General features: G+C 67.1%; 16 protein-coding genes. 12 read left to right on the top strand and 4 right to left on the bottom strand.

What is annotated here, in order from left to right:
• Positions 1-233 precede the first annotated feature (233 nt).
• The 5 genes from QZ546_RS17160 to QZ546_RS17180 are packed head-to-tail and all read left to right on the top strand — an operon-like array spanning position 234 to position 4658.
• Complete coding sequence (locus QZ546_RS17160) at positions 234-515, top strand: hypothetical protein (RefSeq protein ID WP_294240324.1); 282 nt, start codon at positions 234-236, stop codon at positions 513-515.
• A gap of 8 nt (positions 516-523) precedes the next feature.
• Entirely contained in the window at positions 524-955 is a 432-nt protein-coding gene (locus QZ546_RS17165; protein WP_294240326.1) for a periplasmic heavy metal sensor, read from the top strand.
• Positions 956-964: 9 nt separating this feature from the next.
• Complete coding sequence (locus tag QZ546_RS17170) at positions 965-1528, top strand: RNA polymerase sigma factor (protein ID WP_294240328.1); 564 nt, start codon at positions 965-967, stop codon at positions 1526-1528.
• Positions 1529-1560: 32 nt separating this feature from the next.
• Positions 1561-3345: a copper resistance system multicopper oxidase gene (locus QZ546_RS17175; RefSeq protein ID WP_294240330.1), complete on the top strand. Its 1785-nt coding sequence runs from the start codon at positions 1561-1563 to the stop codon at positions 3343-3345.
• Positions 3342-4658, top strand: a complete 1317-nt coding sequence (locus QZ546_RS17180; protein ID WP_294240331.1) for a copper resistance protein B — start codon at positions 3342-3344, stop codon at positions 4656-4658. The genes QZ546_RS17175 and QZ546_RS17180 overlap by 4 nt, the downstream gene beginning before the upstream one ends.
• A 4-nt stretch (positions 4659-4662) precedes the next feature.
• Here QZ546_RS17180 and QZ546_RS17185 read toward each other — a convergent pair whose 3' ends face one another.
• Both QZ546_RS17185 and QZ546_RS17190 read right to left on the bottom strand, forming a co-directional pair.
• The gene (locus QZ546_RS17185) at positions 4663-5262 is read right to left on the bottom strand and encodes a DUF1826 domain-containing protein (protein WP_294240333.1); all 600 of its coding nucleotides are present in this window, start codon (positions 5260-5262) and stop codon (positions 4663-4665) included.
• A 136-nt stretch (positions 5263-5398) separates the two neighbouring features.
• Positions 5399-6712 carry a sugar MFS transporter gene (locus QZ546_RS17190; RefSeq protein ID WP_294240334.1) on the bottom strand — a complete coding sequence of 438 codons (1314 nt, stop codon included), beginning with the start codon at positions 6710-6712 and terminating at the stop codon, positions 5399-5401.
• 136 nt (positions 6713-6848) lie between these two features.
• On the opposite strand from QZ546_RS17190, the gene QZ546_RS17195 reads away from it, so the two are divergent.
• Together QZ546_RS17195 and QZ546_RS17200 are read left to right on the top strand one after the other, a co-directional pair.
• Positions 6849-7991: an aldose epimerase family protein gene (locus tag QZ546_RS17195; RefSeq protein WP_294240353.1), complete on the top strand. Its 1143-nt coding sequence runs from the start codon at positions 6849-6851 to the stop codon at positions 7989-7991.
• A 13-nt stretch (positions 7992-8004) separates the two neighbouring features.
• Complete coding sequence (locus QZ546_RS17200; protein ID WP_294240336.1) at positions 8005-9801, top strand: IlvD/Edd family dehydratase; 1797 nt, start codon at positions 8005-8007, stop codon at positions 9799-9801.
• A gap of 72 nt (positions 9802-9873) precedes the next feature.
• Here QZ546_RS17200 and QZ546_RS17205 read toward each other — a convergent pair whose 3' ends face one another.
• Positions 9874-10251 (bottom strand): hypothetical protein, encoded by a 378-nt coding sequence (locus QZ546_RS17205; protein WP_294240338.1) that lies wholly within the window; start codon positions 10249-10251, stop codon positions 9874-9876.
• Between the two features lie 193 nt (positions 10252-10444).
• Here QZ546_RS17205 and QZ546_RS17210 point away from each other — a divergent pair, with 193 nt between their 5' ends.
• From QZ546_RS17210 to QZ546_RS17220, 3 genes are read left to right on the top strand one after another with little or no spacing between them, the layout of a single operon-like run.
• Positions 10445-11590, top strand: coding sequence for a fumarylacetoacetate hydrolase family protein (locus tag QZ546_RS17210; protein WP_294240339.1), 1146 nt, complete (start codon positions 10445-10447; stop codon positions 11588-11590).
• Between the two features lie 14 nt (positions 11591-11604).
• A complete protein-coding gene (locus QZ546_RS17215) occupies positions 11605-12393 on the top strand; it encodes an SDR family NAD(P)-dependent oxidoreductase (RefSeq protein ID WP_294240341.1) in 789 nt (262 codons plus the stop codon).
• 31 nt (positions 12394-12424) lie between these two features.
• The gene (locus QZ546_RS17220; RefSeq protein ID WP_294240356.1) at positions 12425-13288 is read left to right on the top strand and encodes an SMP-30/gluconolactonase/LRE family protein; all 864 of its coding nucleotides are present in this window, start codon (positions 12425-12427) and stop codon (positions 13286-13288) included.
• 60 nt (positions 13289-13348) lie between these two features.
• On the opposite strand, the gene QZ546_RS17225 is transcribed toward QZ546_RS17220, so the two are convergent.
• Positions 13349-14137 (bottom strand): FadR/GntR family transcriptional regulator, encoded by a 789-nt coding sequence (locus QZ546_RS17225; protein WP_294240342.1) that lies wholly within the window; start codon positions 14135-14137, stop codon positions 13349-13351.
• A 98-nt stretch (positions 14138-14235) separates the two neighbouring features.
• Between QZ546_RS17225 and QZ546_RS17230 the strand changes: the two genes are divergently transcribed.
• The gene (locus tag QZ546_RS17230) at positions 14236-15759 is read left to right on the top strand and encodes an aldehyde dehydrogenase (NADP(+)) (RefSeq protein ID WP_294240347.1); all 1524 of its coding nucleotides are present in this window, start codon (positions 14236-14238) and stop codon (positions 15757-15759) included.
• Positions 15760-15830: 71 nt separating this feature from the next.
• Positions 15831-16823: an AraD1 family protein gene (gene araD1, locus QZ546_RS17235; RefSeq protein ID WP_294240349.1), complete on the top strand. Its 993-nt coding sequence runs from the start codon at positions 15831-15833 to the stop codon at positions 16821-16823.
• Positions 16824-17171: the final 348 nt, after the last annotated feature.

Here is a 17171-nt window from a genome sequence, read left to right on the forward strand (position 1 = left end):
GATACGGCTTGCGGCAAATGCTCATCCCACCTTGGATGAAGCAGCAAACCTCTCAAGTCCATAACAGCCTCTAGCGGGGTTTTTGGTTTTCAGGCTTCCGTGATTGTTTCGGTGCTATTTCGGGGGTCGATGATCCGATGCGAGGGGGGCTCGATCAGGCCGGGCTCTTGCTGGGCGGAACCGATGTGCGACGGTTATGAGGGGCCGGTACCGTTTTCGCGTATAGGGCGATTATGACCGACCCGTTCGACCGCGATCTTGCCCGACTGGCCCGAAATGGGCTGCCCCATGCCCTGGACGATCTGGAGCGACGGGTTGCCATCGCCGTCGCCGGTCCGGCGGAGGGGGGGCGGCCGATGCGGGGCATGGTCGTGGCCGGTGTCGTGGCGCTGGGCCTGGGTGTTGCCGGGGGTGGCGTGGTCGCGGAACGGATCGCGGCGCGCGAGCGGCCGCCGGTCGTGATCGCCGCGCTCGAGATGGGCCTCGCCCCTTCGACGCTGTTGCTCGGCCGATGAACGGGGCGATGCGGCGTCATCTGCTGACCATGGCGATCGCCTTTGTGGCGGCGCTGGCCGGCGTGGCGATCGGGTGTCGGGTCCTGATGCCGACACCTTCGGCACCGAGCGACATCCACACATTGGTCCACCGCGACATCGCGCTCGACGCGCAGCAAAAGGTGGCGCTCGATCAGTTGGAGGCGCAGTTTGCGGTGCGTCGGGCCGAATTGGAGGCGCGGCTTCGCGGCGACAATGCCCGGCTGGCCGCGGCGATCGAGGCGGAGCATCGCGACGGGCCGCAGGTCTCGCAGGCGATCGACGCAGTGCACCACACGATGGGCGATCTGCAAAAGGCGACGCTGGCGCATGTCTTTGCGATGCGCCGTGTCCTGCGTCCCGATCAGGCGGCGATTTTCGACCGGCTGGTGGTGGCCAAGCTGACCGACACGGCGCGGTAAGCGCGGCGGGTGGGCGAGCGCGATCTGGCGGGACTGGCGGACGGCGATCTGGTGGCGCTGGCCCGTGCCGGACGGCCGGGTGCCTATGCGGCGATCATCACCCGGCATAAGGCGGCGCTCTATCGCCTGGTGCTGGCGCATGTCCGCGACGCGGACGAGGCGCTCGATCTGGTGCAGGAAAGCTTCGTCGCGGCGCATGGCGCGCTGGGGCGGTTTGATGCGGCGCGGTCGCTGCGCGCGTGGCTGAGCGCCATCGCGCTCAACAAATGCCGGGACTGGGCGCGGCGGCGGCGGGTGCGCGCGATGCTGGCGCGTGTCCTGCCGGTCGAGGCGGCAGAGGCGGTGGCCGACGACCGGATCGGGGCGGAGGCCGCCGCGATCGAGCGCGATTCGCTGGCCCGCACGCTGGCGGCGCTCGATTCGCTGCCCGAGGCGCTGCGCAGCCCGCTGATCCTGTGCGCGGTGGAGGGGCTGAGCCAGAGCGAGGCGGCCGAGGCGCTGGGGCTGAGCGTCAAGGCGGTGGAATTGCGCATCCGCCGCGCACGGGCCGCGCTACGCGACAAGACGGGGTGAGGGGTTTGCGCGGCGCGTGCGTATAGCCGGGCATGACCGATTTCATGACCGCGATGCGCCGCCGTGACATGCTGGCCGGGGGACTGGGCCTAGCTGTGCTGGCCCATGGGCCCGCCTGGGCACAGAGCCATGCGCACGGGCTGTCGCCGCGCGCCGAACTGAGCGGGCCCGACATCACCCTGACCGTCGCGCGCCAGCATATGATGATCGACGGCAAGCCCTATCACGCGATCGGCATCAACGGCATGACGCCCGCGCCCCTGATCCGCCTGCGCGAGGGACAGCGGGCGCGGATCACCGTCGTCAACGCGCTGGACGAGGAGACGTCGATCCATTGGCACGGGCTGCTCTTGCCCTTCCAGATGGACGGTGTGCCGGGGATCAGCTTTCCCGGCATCCCGGCGGGCGGGCGCTTCACGTACGAGTTTCCGGTCCTCCAGGCCGGGACCTATTGGTATCACAGCCATTCGGGGCTCCAGGAACAGGAGGGCCATTACGGCCCGATCGTGATCGACCCGGCCGGGGCCGATCCCATCGCGTCGGAGCGTGAGCATGTGATCGTGCTGTCCGACCATAGCCCGCTGCATCCCCATGCGATCTTTCGGCGGTTGAAGCTGCAGGGCGGCTATTTCAACTATCAGAAACAGACGATTGCGGGCCTGCTCGCGGGACGCGACCAGCCCCTGCGCGAGCGGCTCGACTGGGGGCGGATGCGGATGGATCCGACAGACGTGTCGGACGTGACGGGATCGACCTATCGCTATCTGGTCAACGGGCATGGTCCGGCGGACAATTGGACCGGGCTGTTCACGCCGGGCGAGCGGGTGCGGCTGCGCGTCATCAATGCCTCGGCCATGACCAATTTCAATATCCGCATCCCCGGCCTGTCGCTGAGCGTCGTACAGGCGGACGGGCAGAATGTGCAGCCGGTCGGCGTCGACGAACTCCAGATCGCGGTGGCCGAGACCTATGACCTGATCGTCACGCCCACCGAAGACCGGGCCTATACGCTGGTGGCGGAGGCCTGGGACCGGTCGGGCATGGCGCGGGGGACGCTGGCGCCGCGTATGGGGATGGTGGCGCCGGTGCCCGCACTGCGTGCCCGGCCGCTGGCGACCATGAAGGACATGGGGATGGGGGATATGGCGGCTATGGGCCATGGCGCATCCGCCTGTCCGCCCGAACATGCCGCCATGGGCCATTGCAAGCCGGATCAGCCCGGCGGCGCATCCATGGATCACGGTGCGATGAACCACGACATGCGTGACTTCGCCAATGCGCCGGGCCTGCCGCGCACGCCGGTGGTGCAGACGGTCGCGCCGATGCCGATGGACCGGACCGGCGAGCCGCCCCAGGGTCTGGCGGATGTCGGACACCGGGTGCTGACCTATCGCGACCTGAAGAGCGTTTCGGTCAATCCTGACCGCCGGGTGCCGTCCCGCGCGCTGACCATCCACCTGACCGGCAATATGGAGCGCTATATGTGGGCGTTCGACGGGGTGAAGCTGAACGCCGTCACCGCGCCGATCCCGTTCCGCCTGGGCGAGCGGGTGCGGGTGACGCTGGTCAACGATACGATGATGGCGCATCCCATCCACCTGCACGGCCATTTCTTCGAGATGGTAACGGGGCATGGCGACCATGCGCCGCGCAAGCACACCGTCAACGTCGCGCCGGGCGGCACCGTCACCTTCGACCTGACCGCCGATGCGGAGGGCGACTGGGCCTTTCACTGCCACATGCTCTATCACATGCATGCGGGCATGATGCAGGTCGTCACCGTCCGGCCCGACACGAAGAAGGAGGCGGCGGCATGATCCTGTTCGCGCTCCTGCTCGCCCAGCCGCAGCACCAGCATGACATGATGCCGGGCATGGCGATGCCCGGCATGACCATGGCGCCTGCGCCGAAGCCCAAGGCGAAACCCGCACCCAAGCGCCAATCGGTCAAGCGTCGCCCTGTGCGTCGCAAGGCGCGTACGGGGAAAGCCCCGGAGGCGATAGCGTGCTCCCCCGAACATGCCGCGATGGGCCATTGCACGCCGAAAGCCGTCCCCGTCGCCATGAGTCACGGTGCGATGAGTCACGGGGCGATGCCGGGCATGATGCCGATGCCCGCCGGGGCCGGGGAAGCCTGTCCGCCTGAACATGCCGCGATGGGCCATTGCAAGCCGAAGGACGCGCCCGCCGCCATGGACCATGGCGCAATGGATCACGGAGCGATGCCGGGCATGATGTCGATGCCCGCCGGGGCTGCGGCCGCCTGTCCGCCCGAACATGCGGCGATGGGGCATTGCAAACCCGCTGCATCGACCGGCGAACCGGCCGATCCCCATCAGGCCATGGGTCATGGGGCGATGCCCGGCATGGCGATGGACCATGGTGCGATGGCGGGAATGGCGCCGGGGCAGGGGGCCGTAGGCCATGCGCCGCCGCCCCCGCCGCCGACCGATCGCGCCGCCGACCGCTTTTACGACCCCGCCGTCATGGCTGGCGCGAACGCGCGGATGCGCAGCGAGCATGGCGGAATGCGCTTTTCGCAAATCCTGTTCAACCTGGCCGAGGTCCAGGTCCGCGACGGTCGCGACGGCTATCGCTGGGACGGTGAGGGCTGGTTCGGTGGCGACATCCATCGGCTGGTCGTGAAGAGCGAGGGCGAGGGGGACTTCGGCCGGTCGGTCGGCGCGGCCGAGATACAGGCGCTCTATGCGCGGGCCATCGACCCTTATTGGAACCTGCAGGCGGGTGTGCGCCAGGACATCGGATCGGGCGTCCGCCGAACCTATGCGGTGGTCGGCATCGAGGGGCTCGCCCCCTATTGGTTCGATGTCGAGGGCGCGCTGTTCCTGTCCGACAGGGGCGACGTGCTGGCCCGGGCCGAGGCCTGGGTCGACCAGCGCATCACCCAGCGCGCGGTCCTGCAACCTCGCATGGAAGTGAATCTGGCCGCGCAGGACGTGCCCGAGCAGCGCATCGCGGCGGGCGTGTCGAGCATCGAGCTGGGGCTGCGCCTGCGCTACGAGATCGCGCGGGAGTTCGCGCCCTATGTCGGGGTGAACTGGGAACGGCGCTATGGCCCGGCGGCGGGGAGCGGTGCGGCGCTGGCGCTGGGCATCCGCACCTGGTTCTGACGGGTCAGTCGCGGTCCTGCCATTCGGCGTCGATGACCAGCAGCAGCCGGCCCTCGCCGCTGTCGGCGATCGGCGGCGAGCGGTGGATGATCGCACGGTCCCCGGCCAGGGCACGGCCCTTGAACAGCCCAACATCGCCCGCCGCCAGCGTGCGCGGTGGCGTATCCGCATCGGCGCCGAGCGGCAGCCACTGGGTCGCTTGGCCCGAATAGGTGCAGATCAGCCGGAGCGCGACGTAATCGGCGTGGAATTTCCAGCAGCCATTGCCGGTGATCCGCTCCAGCCGCACCTCGACCCGGTCCTCGCCCGACAGGGTTGCGAACAGCGCAGCGAGACGCCCGACATCGCGCGCCAGCACATCGTGCCAGTCCGGGCCAGCGCCGCCGAGCCGCATCGCCAGTTGCGCCTCCACCGCTTGCGCCGGGCCGGCGAAGCGGATCGTCTGCCAATCCGTCAGGTCGGGCGCGTCCAGCGGGGAGGGACGTTGCCAGATGGCCAGGGTGATTGCGGGATCGTCGATCGCAGCCAGGGCAGCGGCGTCCGCGCCGCTTGTGACATGATCGGGCAGGACGAGGTCGATGGGCGGCGCAAGTTCGACGCACACACGCTATCCTTTGATAAAACTGGTAATATGATGTTACAACATTAATTAAAGGGAGCAAGATGCACGGCATATCCATGCGAAAAGGGGCGGCACCTTGCGGCACCGCCCCTCCGGATGTCAGGAATGATCGGCCGGTTTACGCGGCCTCTTCATCCGGGAACGCGTTGGTCGGCTTCGAACCCCAGATGGCGTAGAACAGGATGTAGAGTTCGCATGCCGCAGGGATCAGAAACGAGATGCTCAGACCGTGATGGTCGGCGATCCAGGCCTGCACCGTGGCCAGGGCGCCACCGGCGATGGCCATGACGAGGAGGCCAGAGCCCTCTTCGGTCAACGGGCCAAGCCCCTTGATGCCGAGCGTGAAGATGGTCGGGAACATGATCGAGTGGAACAGGCCGACCAGCACAAGCGCCCACATCGCCAGATGACCGCTGCCCAGAACCGCAGTCATGACCAGGATGGTCGCGACCAGAGCATTGAAGCCCAGCAGGCGGGCGGGGGCGATATAGCGCATGATGAAGGCGCCCAGGAAGCGACCGACCATCATGCCGCCCCAGAGCAGGGTAAGGTAGTGGCTGGCTTCCGACGCGCTGAGATTGGCGATGTTCGGCTGCTGGATGAAGCTGATGAGCAGCGAACCGACGCAGATTTCCGCCAGCACGTACAAGCCGATCGCGGGCACGCCGAAAACCAGGTTGCGGTGTTTCCAGAGCGAATGCTGGTGCCGTTCGGTCGCGGCCATGCGGCTGGTCGCGGATCCGAGATTGGGCAGCTTGAAACGACCGATGATGATCGCGATGACGACCAGCACCGCCGCGATCAGCAGATAGGGGATCTGCACCGACTGCGCATCGGCCAGCTTCTGCGCGGCGGTCAGCTTGACCTCGCCGCCCTCGGCCGTGCCCGAGGCGGAGCGCGACAGGATCAGCATCGCGCCGAAGGTCGGGGCGACGAACGTGCCGAGCGAGTTGAACGCCTGCACCAGATTGAGACGGAACGACGCCGTGCTGGGCGGCCCGATCACCGCGACATAGGGATTGGCCGCGACCTGAAGCAGGGTGATCCCGCAGGCGAGGACGAACAGCGCGGTCAGGAAGAATCCATAGGAGGCGAATTGCGACGCGGGCACGAACCCCACCGCGCCCACCGCCATGATGACGAGGCCGACGACCATCGAACGCTTGTAGCCAATCCGTTCGATCAGCTTGGCGGAGGGGAACGACGCGACGCCATAGGCGATGAACCAGACGAACTGGATCAGCAGCGACTGGGTGTAGTTGAGATCGAAAACGGCCTTCAGATGGGGAATCAGAATGTCGTTGAGGACGGTGATGAAGCCCCACATGAAGAACAGGCTGGCGAGCAGGGCCAGTGCGGGGCCGTAACTGGTGGCGCCTCCTGTCCCGACAGGCGTTGCGCTGCTGGCGCGGGACGTGACGGGTGCGGCCATGGCATTCCTCTCCTTCGCGCCGGTCGGCATCGGCAAAAGATGTTCGACGACCGGCTTGCTCCTGATTTTTTGTCTGACTATAGTGACGCAAAAGGCGCGTCAATGGCGTCTGGCGACGGAGGGATGAGGCATGTCGATGGCGTCAATCAAGAGCTTTTTCACTTTGGTAGCGGTAACCTCCGCCATGACATCCACCGCCGCTCTCGCGAGCGAGGCCAAGCGCGCGCCAGCCGGTTATTCGGCAGATGGCGGCGCCATCGAAACGGTGACCCTGACCAACAAGGCCGGGCTGTCGGCGCGCGTCCTGACGTACGGCGCGACCCTGCAATCGGTGATGGCGCCCGATCGCGACGGCAAATTCGCCGACGTGCTGCTCGGCTATGACAAGGCCGAGGATTATGTGAACCATCCCAATTTCTTCGGCGTGACGGTCGGCCGCTTCGCCAATCGCATCGCAGGCGGGCGCTTCTCGCTCGACGGCCAGAGCTATCAGCTGCCGCTCAACGACAAGGTCAATTCGCTGCATGGCGGGGCCAAGGGCTTCGACAAGCATCTGTGGCGCATCGTGTCGATGAAGGACGGCCCGACCGCCAGCGTGGTGATGGCGCTGACCAGCCCGGACGGCGACCAGGGCTATCCCGGCAAGGTCGATGCGACCGTCACCTATTCGCTGGACGAGGCGGGCGCGCTGACCATCGCGTTCGAGGCGAAGACCGACAAGCCGACCGTCGTCAACATGACGAACCACGCGATCTTCAACCTGAACGGCGAAGGATCGCCGCTGGGTGCGACCTTCCACAAGCTGACCATCCCGGCCGCCGCCTATACGCCGGTCGATGCCAAGCTGATCCCGACCGGCGAGCGTCGTCCGGTGCAGGGCACCGTCTTCGACTTTCGCAGTCCCCGCGTCGTGGCGGACGGTATCCGCGACGGCAACGACCAGCAGATCCGCTATGGCCAGGGGTACGACCATAATTTCGCGCTCGACAAGGGCCTGACCGCAACGCCCCAGCTGGCCGCGCGGCTGGAGGATCCCGCCTCGGGTCGCGTGCTCGAAGTGCTGTCGACCGAGCCGGGCGTGCAATTCTATACCGGCAATTTCCTGGATGGCACCTATGTCGGCAAGAAGGGCCATCTGTACCGCATGGGCGACGGCATCGCGCTGGAGCCGCAGAAATTCCCGGACTCGCCCAACAAGCCCGATTTCGTCTCGCCCCGCGTCGACCCGGGCAAGCCGTATCGCCATACCATGATCTATCGTTTCTCCATCGCCCGCTGACCGAAAGCCTGACATGACCGACACGCCCGCCCCGAAGCTGCGCAGCCGCGCCTGGTTCGATAACCCTGAGAATATCGACATGACCGCGCTCTATCTGGAGCGGTATCTAAACTTCGGCCTGTCGCTGGAGGAGCTTCAGTCGGGCAAGCCGATCATCGGCATCGCGCAGACTGGTTCGGACCTCTCGCCCTGCAACCGCCATCACCTGGTGCTGGCCGAGCGGGTGCGCGAGGGCGTGCGCGAGATGGGCGGTATCGTCCTGGAATTCCCGGTCCACCCGATCCAGGAAACCGGCAAGCGCCCGACCGCGGGCCTTGACCGCAACCTGGCCTATCTGGGCCTGGTCGAGGTGCTGTACGGCTATCCGCTCGACGGCGTCGTGCTGACCATCGGTTGCGACAAGACGACACCGGCGATGCTGATGGGCGCCGCGACCGTCAACATCCCCGCGATCGCGCTGTCGGTCGGGCCGATGCTCAACGGCTGGCACAAGGGCGAGCGGACCGGCTCGGGCACCATCGTGTGGAAGGCGCGCCAGATGCTGGCGGCGGGCGAGATCGACGATGCGGAGTTCATCCGCCTGGTCGCCAGTTCGGCACCGTCGACCGGCTATTGCAACACCATGGGCACGGCGACGACGATGAACAGCATGGCCGAGGCGCTGGGCATGTCGTTGCCCGGTTCGGCCGCGATCCCCGCGCCGTATCGCGATCGCCAGGAGGTCGCGTACCTCACCGGCAAGCGCATCGTCGAGATGGTGCAGCAGGATCTGAAGCCCTCCGACATCCTGACCAAGGAGGCGTTCCACAACGCGATCAAGGTCAATTCGGCGATCGGCGGCTCGACCAACGCACCGATCCACCTGGCCGCGATCGCGCGCCACATCGGCGTCGACCTGCCCGTCAAGGACTGGGAGACCGAGGGGCACAAGATCCCGCTGCTCGTGAACCTGCAGCCGGCGGGCGAGTATCTGGGCGAGGATTATTACCGCGCCGGCGGCGTGCCTGCGGTGGTCAACCAGCTGATCGAGCAGGGGCTGATCCACGAGGACGCGATGACCGTCAACGGCAAGACCATGGGCGAGAATTGCCGCGGCGTCGCGATCGAGGACGAGAAGGTGATCCGTCCGTTCGACGCGCCTCTGAAGGACGAGGCGGGCTTCATTGTCCTGTCGGGCAATCTGTTCGACGCGGCCGTGATGAAGACCAGCGTGATCTCCGAGGAGTTCCGCGAACGCTATCTGTCCAACCCCGAGGACCTGAACGCCTTTGAAGGCCCGGCGGTCGTGTTCGACGGGCCGGAGGATTATCACCACCGGATCGACGATCCCGCGACCGGCATCACGCCCGAGACGCTGCTGTTCATGCGCGGCGCGGGGCCGATCGGCTATCCGGGCGCGGCCGAGGTCGTCAACATGCGGCCGCCCGCCTATCTGATCACCGAGGGCGTGCACTCGCTGCCCTGCATCGGTGACGGGCGTCAGTCGGGCACGTCGGGCTCGCCCTCGATCCTGAACGCCAGCCCCGAGGCGGCGGCGATGGGTGGCCTGGCGCTGATCGAAACCGGCGACCGGGTGCGGATCGACTTGAACAAGGGCACCGCCAACATCCTGATCTCGGACGAGGAACTGGCCGAGCGTCGCAAGGTGCTGGCGGCGGCGGGCGGGTATAAATATCCCGCATCACAGACGCCGTGGCAGGAAATCCAGCGCTCGGTGGTTGGCCAGATGTCGACGGGTGCGATCCTGGAAGGCGCGGAGAAGTATCAGCGCATCGCCCAGACCCAGGGCTTGCCGCGCGACAATCACTAAAAGCTGAAGGGCAAAGGCCGGGCGGAGATGTCTCTTCCCGGCCTTCGCCTCGATCCCCCAGCGGTTCGGGGGTCAGTGTTGCAGCAGCCAGGCCAGCGCCGCGTCGTACGACAGAAAGGCTTCGAGATGTTCCAGCGGATAATTCTGCCGGATCTGGGACTTTAGCGGGCTGGAATCGACGACCAGGGCGAGCCGGTCATCGGGCTGATAATGTTCGATGATGCCGTCGCGCATCCGGTGCACCATGGCGATCGTCATGATGGGCGCGCCGCGCCGATCGACCAGCGCCTTGGCATAACCGCTTAGCCTGGCCCGCGACTCGGCTAGGAAGGGGCTGAAGGCAGGCCAGTAACGGTCCGCTATTTCAGGTGTCCAGGCCCCGGTCGCTCGGACATGGACGATATGATGCTCATCCATCCATAGGGCGAATGCGGGATCGTCGAATCTCATCGGTGTGACCCTTTACGCCACCTTTTGGTCGGATGACATTGTTGACATGTGACTTAATACCAAAAACGTTTCTGGTTACGCAAAGGTTTAACGGCGAAGGGGGCCATTCCCGCGTGCCCCGGCGCCGCATCCAGCGCTTGACCTGCGAAGTGCAGCATTCGATACCGCTAACAAGAGTGGCGGAGAGGAATTTATGTCGACCAATCTCACCGATCTGATCGGAGCCCTGCCGGATGACTGGCGAGAGGGGCGTTTCGTCGGGCGGATCGACCGTGGCGAGGGGCCGTGCCCCATCCTCGTCGTACAGGGCCAGGCTTATGACATGAGCCGCGTCGCCCCGACCGTCGCCGACCTGCTGGCGGGGGGCACGATCGACCCGGCGCAGGGCGAGGCGCTGGGCGACCTGGCCGAATTGGGCCTGTCGCCGGACGAAGGCGCCGCCCACCGGCTGCTGTCGCCGATCGACCTGCAATGTGTGAAGGCGGCGGGCGTGACCTTTGCCGTGTCCGCGCTGGAGCGGGTGATCGAGGAGCGCGCGCGCGGCGACCATGCCAAGGCGGCGGGCCTGCGCGCCACGCTGGAAGAGGCGCTGGGCGGCAATATCCGCTCGGTCGTGCCCGGCTCGCCGGAAGCCGCGCAGCTGAAGGACGCGTTGATCGCGGAAGGCCTGTGGTCGCAATATCTGGAGGTCGCGATCGGCCCGGATGCGGAGATCTTCACCAAGTCGCCGGTGCTGTCCACGGTGGGCTGGGGGATGCCGGTCGGGGTCCGTTCCGACTCGACCTGGAACAATCCCGAGCCCGAGGTGGTGCTGGTCGCCGATGCGCATGGCCAGGCGGTCGGCGCGACGCTGGGCAACGACGTCAACCTGCGCGATTTCGAGGGGCGCTCGGCGCTGCTGCTCGGCAAGGCGAAGGACAATAACGCCTCCTGCTCGCTGGGGCCGCTGGTCCGCCTGTTCGACGACGGCTTCACCATGGACGATGTCCGGTCGAGCGAGGTCAAGCTGACCATCACCGGCACCGACGGCTATGTGCTGGAAGGCGCCAGCTCGATGGACCAGATCAGCCGCGATCCGGAGGATCTGCTGGGCCAGGCGCTCAGCGAGCATCATTATCCGGACGGCTTCGTCCTGTTCCTGGGCACGCTGTTCGCGCCGACCCAGGACCGTGACGAGCCGGGCCGCGGTTTTACCCACAAGGTCGGCGACACGGTCGTCATCACCAATCCGCGCCTTGGCACGCTGGTCAATCCGGTGACGACCTCGGCCGATGCCCCCGCCTGGACCTTGGGTCTGGGCCAATTGATGCGCAACCTGGCCCAGCGCGGCCTGTTGTGACGGAGTCCGAAACCATGTTGCAGAAGACCAGCGCCCCGGCCGACATCGCCGCGCGCTATCCCAGCCTGATCGACAAGCGCGTCATCGTGACGGGCGGCGGATCGGGCATCGGCGAGGGACTGGTCGAGGCGTTCGTGGCACAAGGGGCCCGCGTCGCGTTCGTCGACATCGCCGAGGCGGCGAGCCAGGTCCTGGTCGACCGGCTTACCCCTGATGCGCGCCATGCGCCGATCCATCGCCGCTGCGACCTGACGAACCTGGACAGCCTGAAGGCGATCTTCGCCGATCTGGAGGCCGCGCTGGGCGGCGTCGACATCCTGGTCAACAATGCGGGCAACGACGATCGCCACAGCATCGAAGACGTGACCCCGGCCTATTGGGACGAGCGGCTGAACGTCAATCTGCGGCACCAGTTCTTTGCGGCGCAAGCGGTGATCCCCGCGATGAAGCGGGCAGGGGGCGGCGCGATCCTGAACTTCGGGTCGATCAGCTGGCATCTGGGGCTCAACGACCTGGTCCTCTACCAGACCTGCAAGGCCGCGATCGAAGGGCTGACCCGGAGCCTTGCGCGCGATCTGGGCCGCGAGAATATCCGCGTGAACACCATCGTGCCGGGCAATGTGCAGACGCCGCGCCAGGAGAAATGGTACACGCCCGAAGGCGAGGCGGAGATCGTCGCGGCGCAATGCCTCGACGGGCGCATCCAGCCGTCGGACGTGGCGGCGCTGGTGCTGTTCCTCGCCTCGGACGATGCGAAGATGTGCACCGGCCACGACTATTTCATCGACGCGGGTTGGCGATAAGACCCGGCGCGGGAAGACAGGAGAGAATGTGATGCAGCAGGCCGAACATTGCCTGACGGTAGGTGCGACGCTGGGCGAAGGCCCGATCTGGGTCGATGGCGCTTTGTGGTTCGTCGACATCAAGCAGCAGCGCATTTATCGCCACGATCCGGTCGCGGGCACGCTCGACCACTGGGCCTCGCCCGAAATGGTCGGCTGGGTCGTGCCTGCGCAGCGTGGCGGCTTCGTCGCCGGGCTGAAATCGGGTCCGCATCACTTCGACCCCGCGACCGGCGGGTTCGAGCGTATGGCAGAGGTCGATGCGCATCTCCCCGCCAACCGCCTGAACGACGCCTGCGTCGACGGGCAGGGCCGCATCTGGTTCGGCACGATGGACAATGACGAAACCGCGCTGTCGGGCCGTCTGTTCAGCTGGGTCGCCGGGCTGGTCACGCCGTCCGGCGCGGACGCGGTGTGCATCACCAATGGCCCTGCCATCTCGCCCGACGATTCGATGCTCTATCATGTCGACACGCTGGGCAAGGTGATCCTGGCGCATCCGATCCTGGCCGACGGCACGCTCGGCCCCGCGACCGAGTTCGCGCGCTTCGGCGATGCGGACGGCCATCCCGACGGCGCGATCTGCGATGCCGAGGGCGGCGTGTGGGTCGGTTTCTACGGCGGCTGGGCGGCGCGGCGCTATGGCCAGGACGGGGTGATGACCGACGAGGTGCGCTTCCCCGTGTCCAACATCACCAAGATCGCGTTGGGTGGCCCCGATGGCCGCACCGCCTATGCCACCACCGCGCGGCAGGGCCTGTCGGAGGAACAGCTTGCCGACCAGGTCCAGGCGGGCGACATCTTCACCTTCCGTGTCCAGGTCCCGGCCAAGCCGCTGCACCGCGCGGCCTTCTGAACCCTGTTTCCCGAACCCGGCGTCTCGGGTGGCCCGCTCCCTTTGCCGGGGGCGGGCCTTCTACCCTTCCATCGCGCTGCGGGTGTCCTCCAGCGCCAGATCGACGAGCAGCCGCATCGCCTCTCCCGCGCCCTCGACATCGCCCGCCGCGATCGCGTCATAGACCTTCACATGGTCGGGCACCGGATTGCGGGGCAGCGCGCGCGACCGCTGCTTGAACTGGGTGGTCCAGGCGACCGCCGCGCCGATGCTGGCGGACAGCACGACCAGCGCGTCGTTGCGCGTCGCGGCCAGCACCGCATTGTGGAAATCCCGGTCCGCCGTCCGCCCCGCCTCGGTCGCCAGCGTATGGCGGCGCATCGCGGCGAGCGCGTCGCGCATCTCCTTCAGGTCGGCCTTGTCGCGCCGCTCGGCCGCCAGCCGTGCGGCGGCGGGCTCGACGATCGCGCGCAGCTCGAACAGGCTGCGCACGAACTGGATGTCCGGCTCGCCCGAAAAGGCCCAGGCCAGGACATCGGGGTCGAGCAGGTTCCAGCGATGGCGCGGCAGGACGCGGGTGCCCGTCTTGGGACGGCTCTCGACCAGCCCCTTGGCGCTCAGCACCTGCACCGCTTCGCGATAGGCGCTACGCGACACGTCGAGCGCCTCGGAAAAGGCGACTTCCCCCGACAGCGTGTCGCCGGGTCGATATTCGCCGGAGACGATCGCCGCGCCCAGCTTGTGCGCGATGGCGCCGTGCAGGCGGCGGCCGGTGCCGCGCCGGGTCTTGGGCGCCGATGTCGCGGTGGCGTCATCGCCCGTCTCTATGCCGGTGTCGGCCGGCGCCCCCTGTGTCTCGCTGTCATTCATCGCCAATCCCTCTCCGCCCCCATCCTTACCGACAACCTTTAACATTGCCATCGCTCCGTCAAACTAATATGTCGGAGTAATATAAAGGAGCTTCCCCTATGACCGATTTCCGTTCGATCGACGCCGCCACCGGCCAGCCGGTGGGCGACGCTTTCGCGGTCCACGGCCCGGCCGATGTCGATGCGGCCTGCGCGGCCGCCGAGGAGGCGTTCGACGTCTATCGCGCCACCTCGCGCGAGGATCGCGCCGCCTTCCTCGACAAGATCGGCGCCGAAATCATGGCGATCGGTGACGGACTGATCGAGGCTGCGATGCGCGAAAGCGGCCTGCCGCGCGCGCGCCTGGAGGGCGAGCGTGGCCGCACCGTCGGCCAGCTGGGGCTGTTCGCCAAGGTGCTGCGCGCCGGCGCCTATCTACAGGTCCGTATCGACCCCGCCATGCCCGACCGCCAGCCGCTGCCGCGCCCCGATCTGCGCCTGCGCATGGTGCCGCTGGGTCCCGTCGCGGTGTTCGGCGCGTCGAACTTCCCGCTCGCCTTCTCGACCGCTGGGGGTGATACGGCATCGGCGCTGGCCGCCGGTTGCCCGGTCGTGGTGAAGGGCCACCCCGCCCATCCGCAGACCGGTGCGCTGGTCGCCGCCGCGATCGAGCGCGCGGTCGAGGCGTGCGGCCTGCCTAAGGGCGTCTTCAGCCACCTGACCGGCCCCAGCAACGACCTGGGCGCCGCGCTCGTCCGCGATCCGCGCATCGCGGCAGTCGGCTTCACCGGCTCGCGCGCCGGTGGCCTGGCGCTCGTCAAGATCGCGCAGGAACGCCCGGTGCCGATCCCCGTCTATGCCGAAATGTCGAGCATCAATCCTGTCGTGCTGATGCCCGAAGCGCTGAAGGCGCGTGGGAGCGCCCTCGGCACCGCGTTCGTCGGCTCGCTGACCATGGGCGCGGGGCAATTCTGCACCAATCCGGGCCTGCTGCTCGCGATCGAGGGTGAAGGGCTGGACGCCTTCGTCGAGGCGGCGCGCACCGCGCTGACCGATGCGGCGGCGCAGACCATGCTGACCCCGGGCATCCACGCCGCCTATACCAAGGGTGCCGAAGCGCTCGCCGGTCATGCGGATGTCGAGACGGTCGCGCAGGGCAAGGTGGGCGAGGGCGTCACCGCCGGTCGCGCCGCCTTCTTCCAGACCACGGCGCAGGCTTTCCTCGCCGACGAAGCGCTGGGCCATGAAGTGTTCGGCGCGTCGTCGATCCTGGTCCGCTGCCGCGACGAAGCGGAAATGATCGCCGTGCTGAAGGCCGCCGAGGGGCAGCTGACCGCGACGATCCAGATGGACGAGGGCGATACCGACCTCGCCGCCAAGCTGGTGCCTGTGCTCGAGCGCAAGGCGGGCCGGATCCTCGTCAATGGCTGGCCGACCGGCGTGGAAGTCGCCCATGCGATGGTCCATGGCGGGCCGTTCCCCTCGACCTCGGACGCGCGCACGACCTCGGTCGGCAGCATGGCGATCGACCGCTATCTGCGGCCGGTCTCCTATCAGAACCTCGCGCAGGCGCTGCTGCCCGCCGATTTGAAGGACGATGCGGCGGGAACGCTGCCGCGACTGGTCGACGGCCAGCCGGGTTAAGGACTGACGGGGCGCGGGGCCATATCGGGTCCGCGCCCCTTTTTTGTTGAGAAGCATAAGGGGAGGATTTCATGGCTGATCGTCTGCTTCAGCATCGTGCACCCGATGGAACGCGCGCCGTCATTCTGGCGCGTGGCGACCAGGCCGCGTTCGTGCCGGGCGTAAAGACCGTCATCGCCTTGGCTGAGCGGGCCATTGCGGACGGCAAGTCGCTGCTCGACACGGCGCTGTCCTATGGCGAGGGCGCGCGCGTCGATCTCGCGGCCGAACTGGCGGCGGGGCATCTGATCGCCCCGATCGACCATGAAGACCCCGCGCATTGCGTGATGACCGGCACCGGCCTCACCCATCTCGGTTCGGCCGAGGGGCGCGACAAGATGCACCGCGACGCCGCGGCCGCCGCGCACCAGACCGACTCGATGCGCATGTTCCTGGAAGGCGTCGAGGGCGGCAAGCCCGCAGAGGGCCAGGTCGGCCAGCAGCCGGAATGGTTCTACAAGGGTGATGGCAGCCAGCTGGTCGGACCCGGCGACGCGCTCGAAATGCCCGCCTTCGCGAAGGACGGCGGCGAGGAGCCCGAATTGGCGGGTATCTATCTGATCGGCCCCGACGGCACCCCGCATCGCCTGGGCCTGTGCTTGGCCAATGAGTTTTCGGACCATGTGACCGAGCGCCACAATTACCTGTGGCTCGCCCATTCCAAGCTGCGTCCCGCCGCGCTGGGCGCCGAACTGCTGCTGGGCGAGGTGCCTGAGCATATCGAGGGCACCAGCAAGGTCGTTCGCGAGGGCGAGACGCTTTGGGAAAAGCGCTTCCTGTCCGGCGAGGCGAACATGTCGCACAGCCTGGCGAATCTCGAGCATCACCATTTCAAATATGCGCTGTTCCGGCGCCCGGGTGACGTGCACGTCCATTTCTTCGGCACGGCGACGTTGTCCTTCTCGGACGGCATCCGCACCCAGGAGGGCGATGTGTTCGAGATCGCGGCGGCGCCCTTCACCTTGCCGCTCGCCAATCCGCTGAAGCGGAGCGAGGACAAGCCGGTCACGGTCGGTCGCCTTTAAGGGGCGGCCTTTAAAGGATGGAATGGCAAACAGGGGCGCGCTTTCCGACGGAAAGGGCGCCCCTTTCGCGTCATCCGGGTGATTCTGTCGCCGAACGGGCCGTTTAGGCGGCAGCGATTCGGGTTTGGACGCGTGATCGGTGATAAGGTTCCTGTGGTGGGCCGGCGCGGACCGGGCTTCAAATAACTGATATTCCGCCATTTTCGAAGTTTTTTACGAAAAAATGAAAATCCGTTGTTGACGGTTCGGGGCAACCCCGCCTAGAGGGATGTCACCGCAGCGGTGGCCGACACGGTCGACCGAGGCAGTCACGACAGACTGGCACACTGAGCGCCCTGGGAACGGGGT

It is taken from the genome of uncultured Sphingomonas sp. (assembly GCF_913062585.1).
Taxonomy (GTDB): domain Bacteria; phylum Pseudomonadota; class Alphaproteobacteria; order Sphingomonadales; family Sphingomonadaceae; genus Sphingomonas.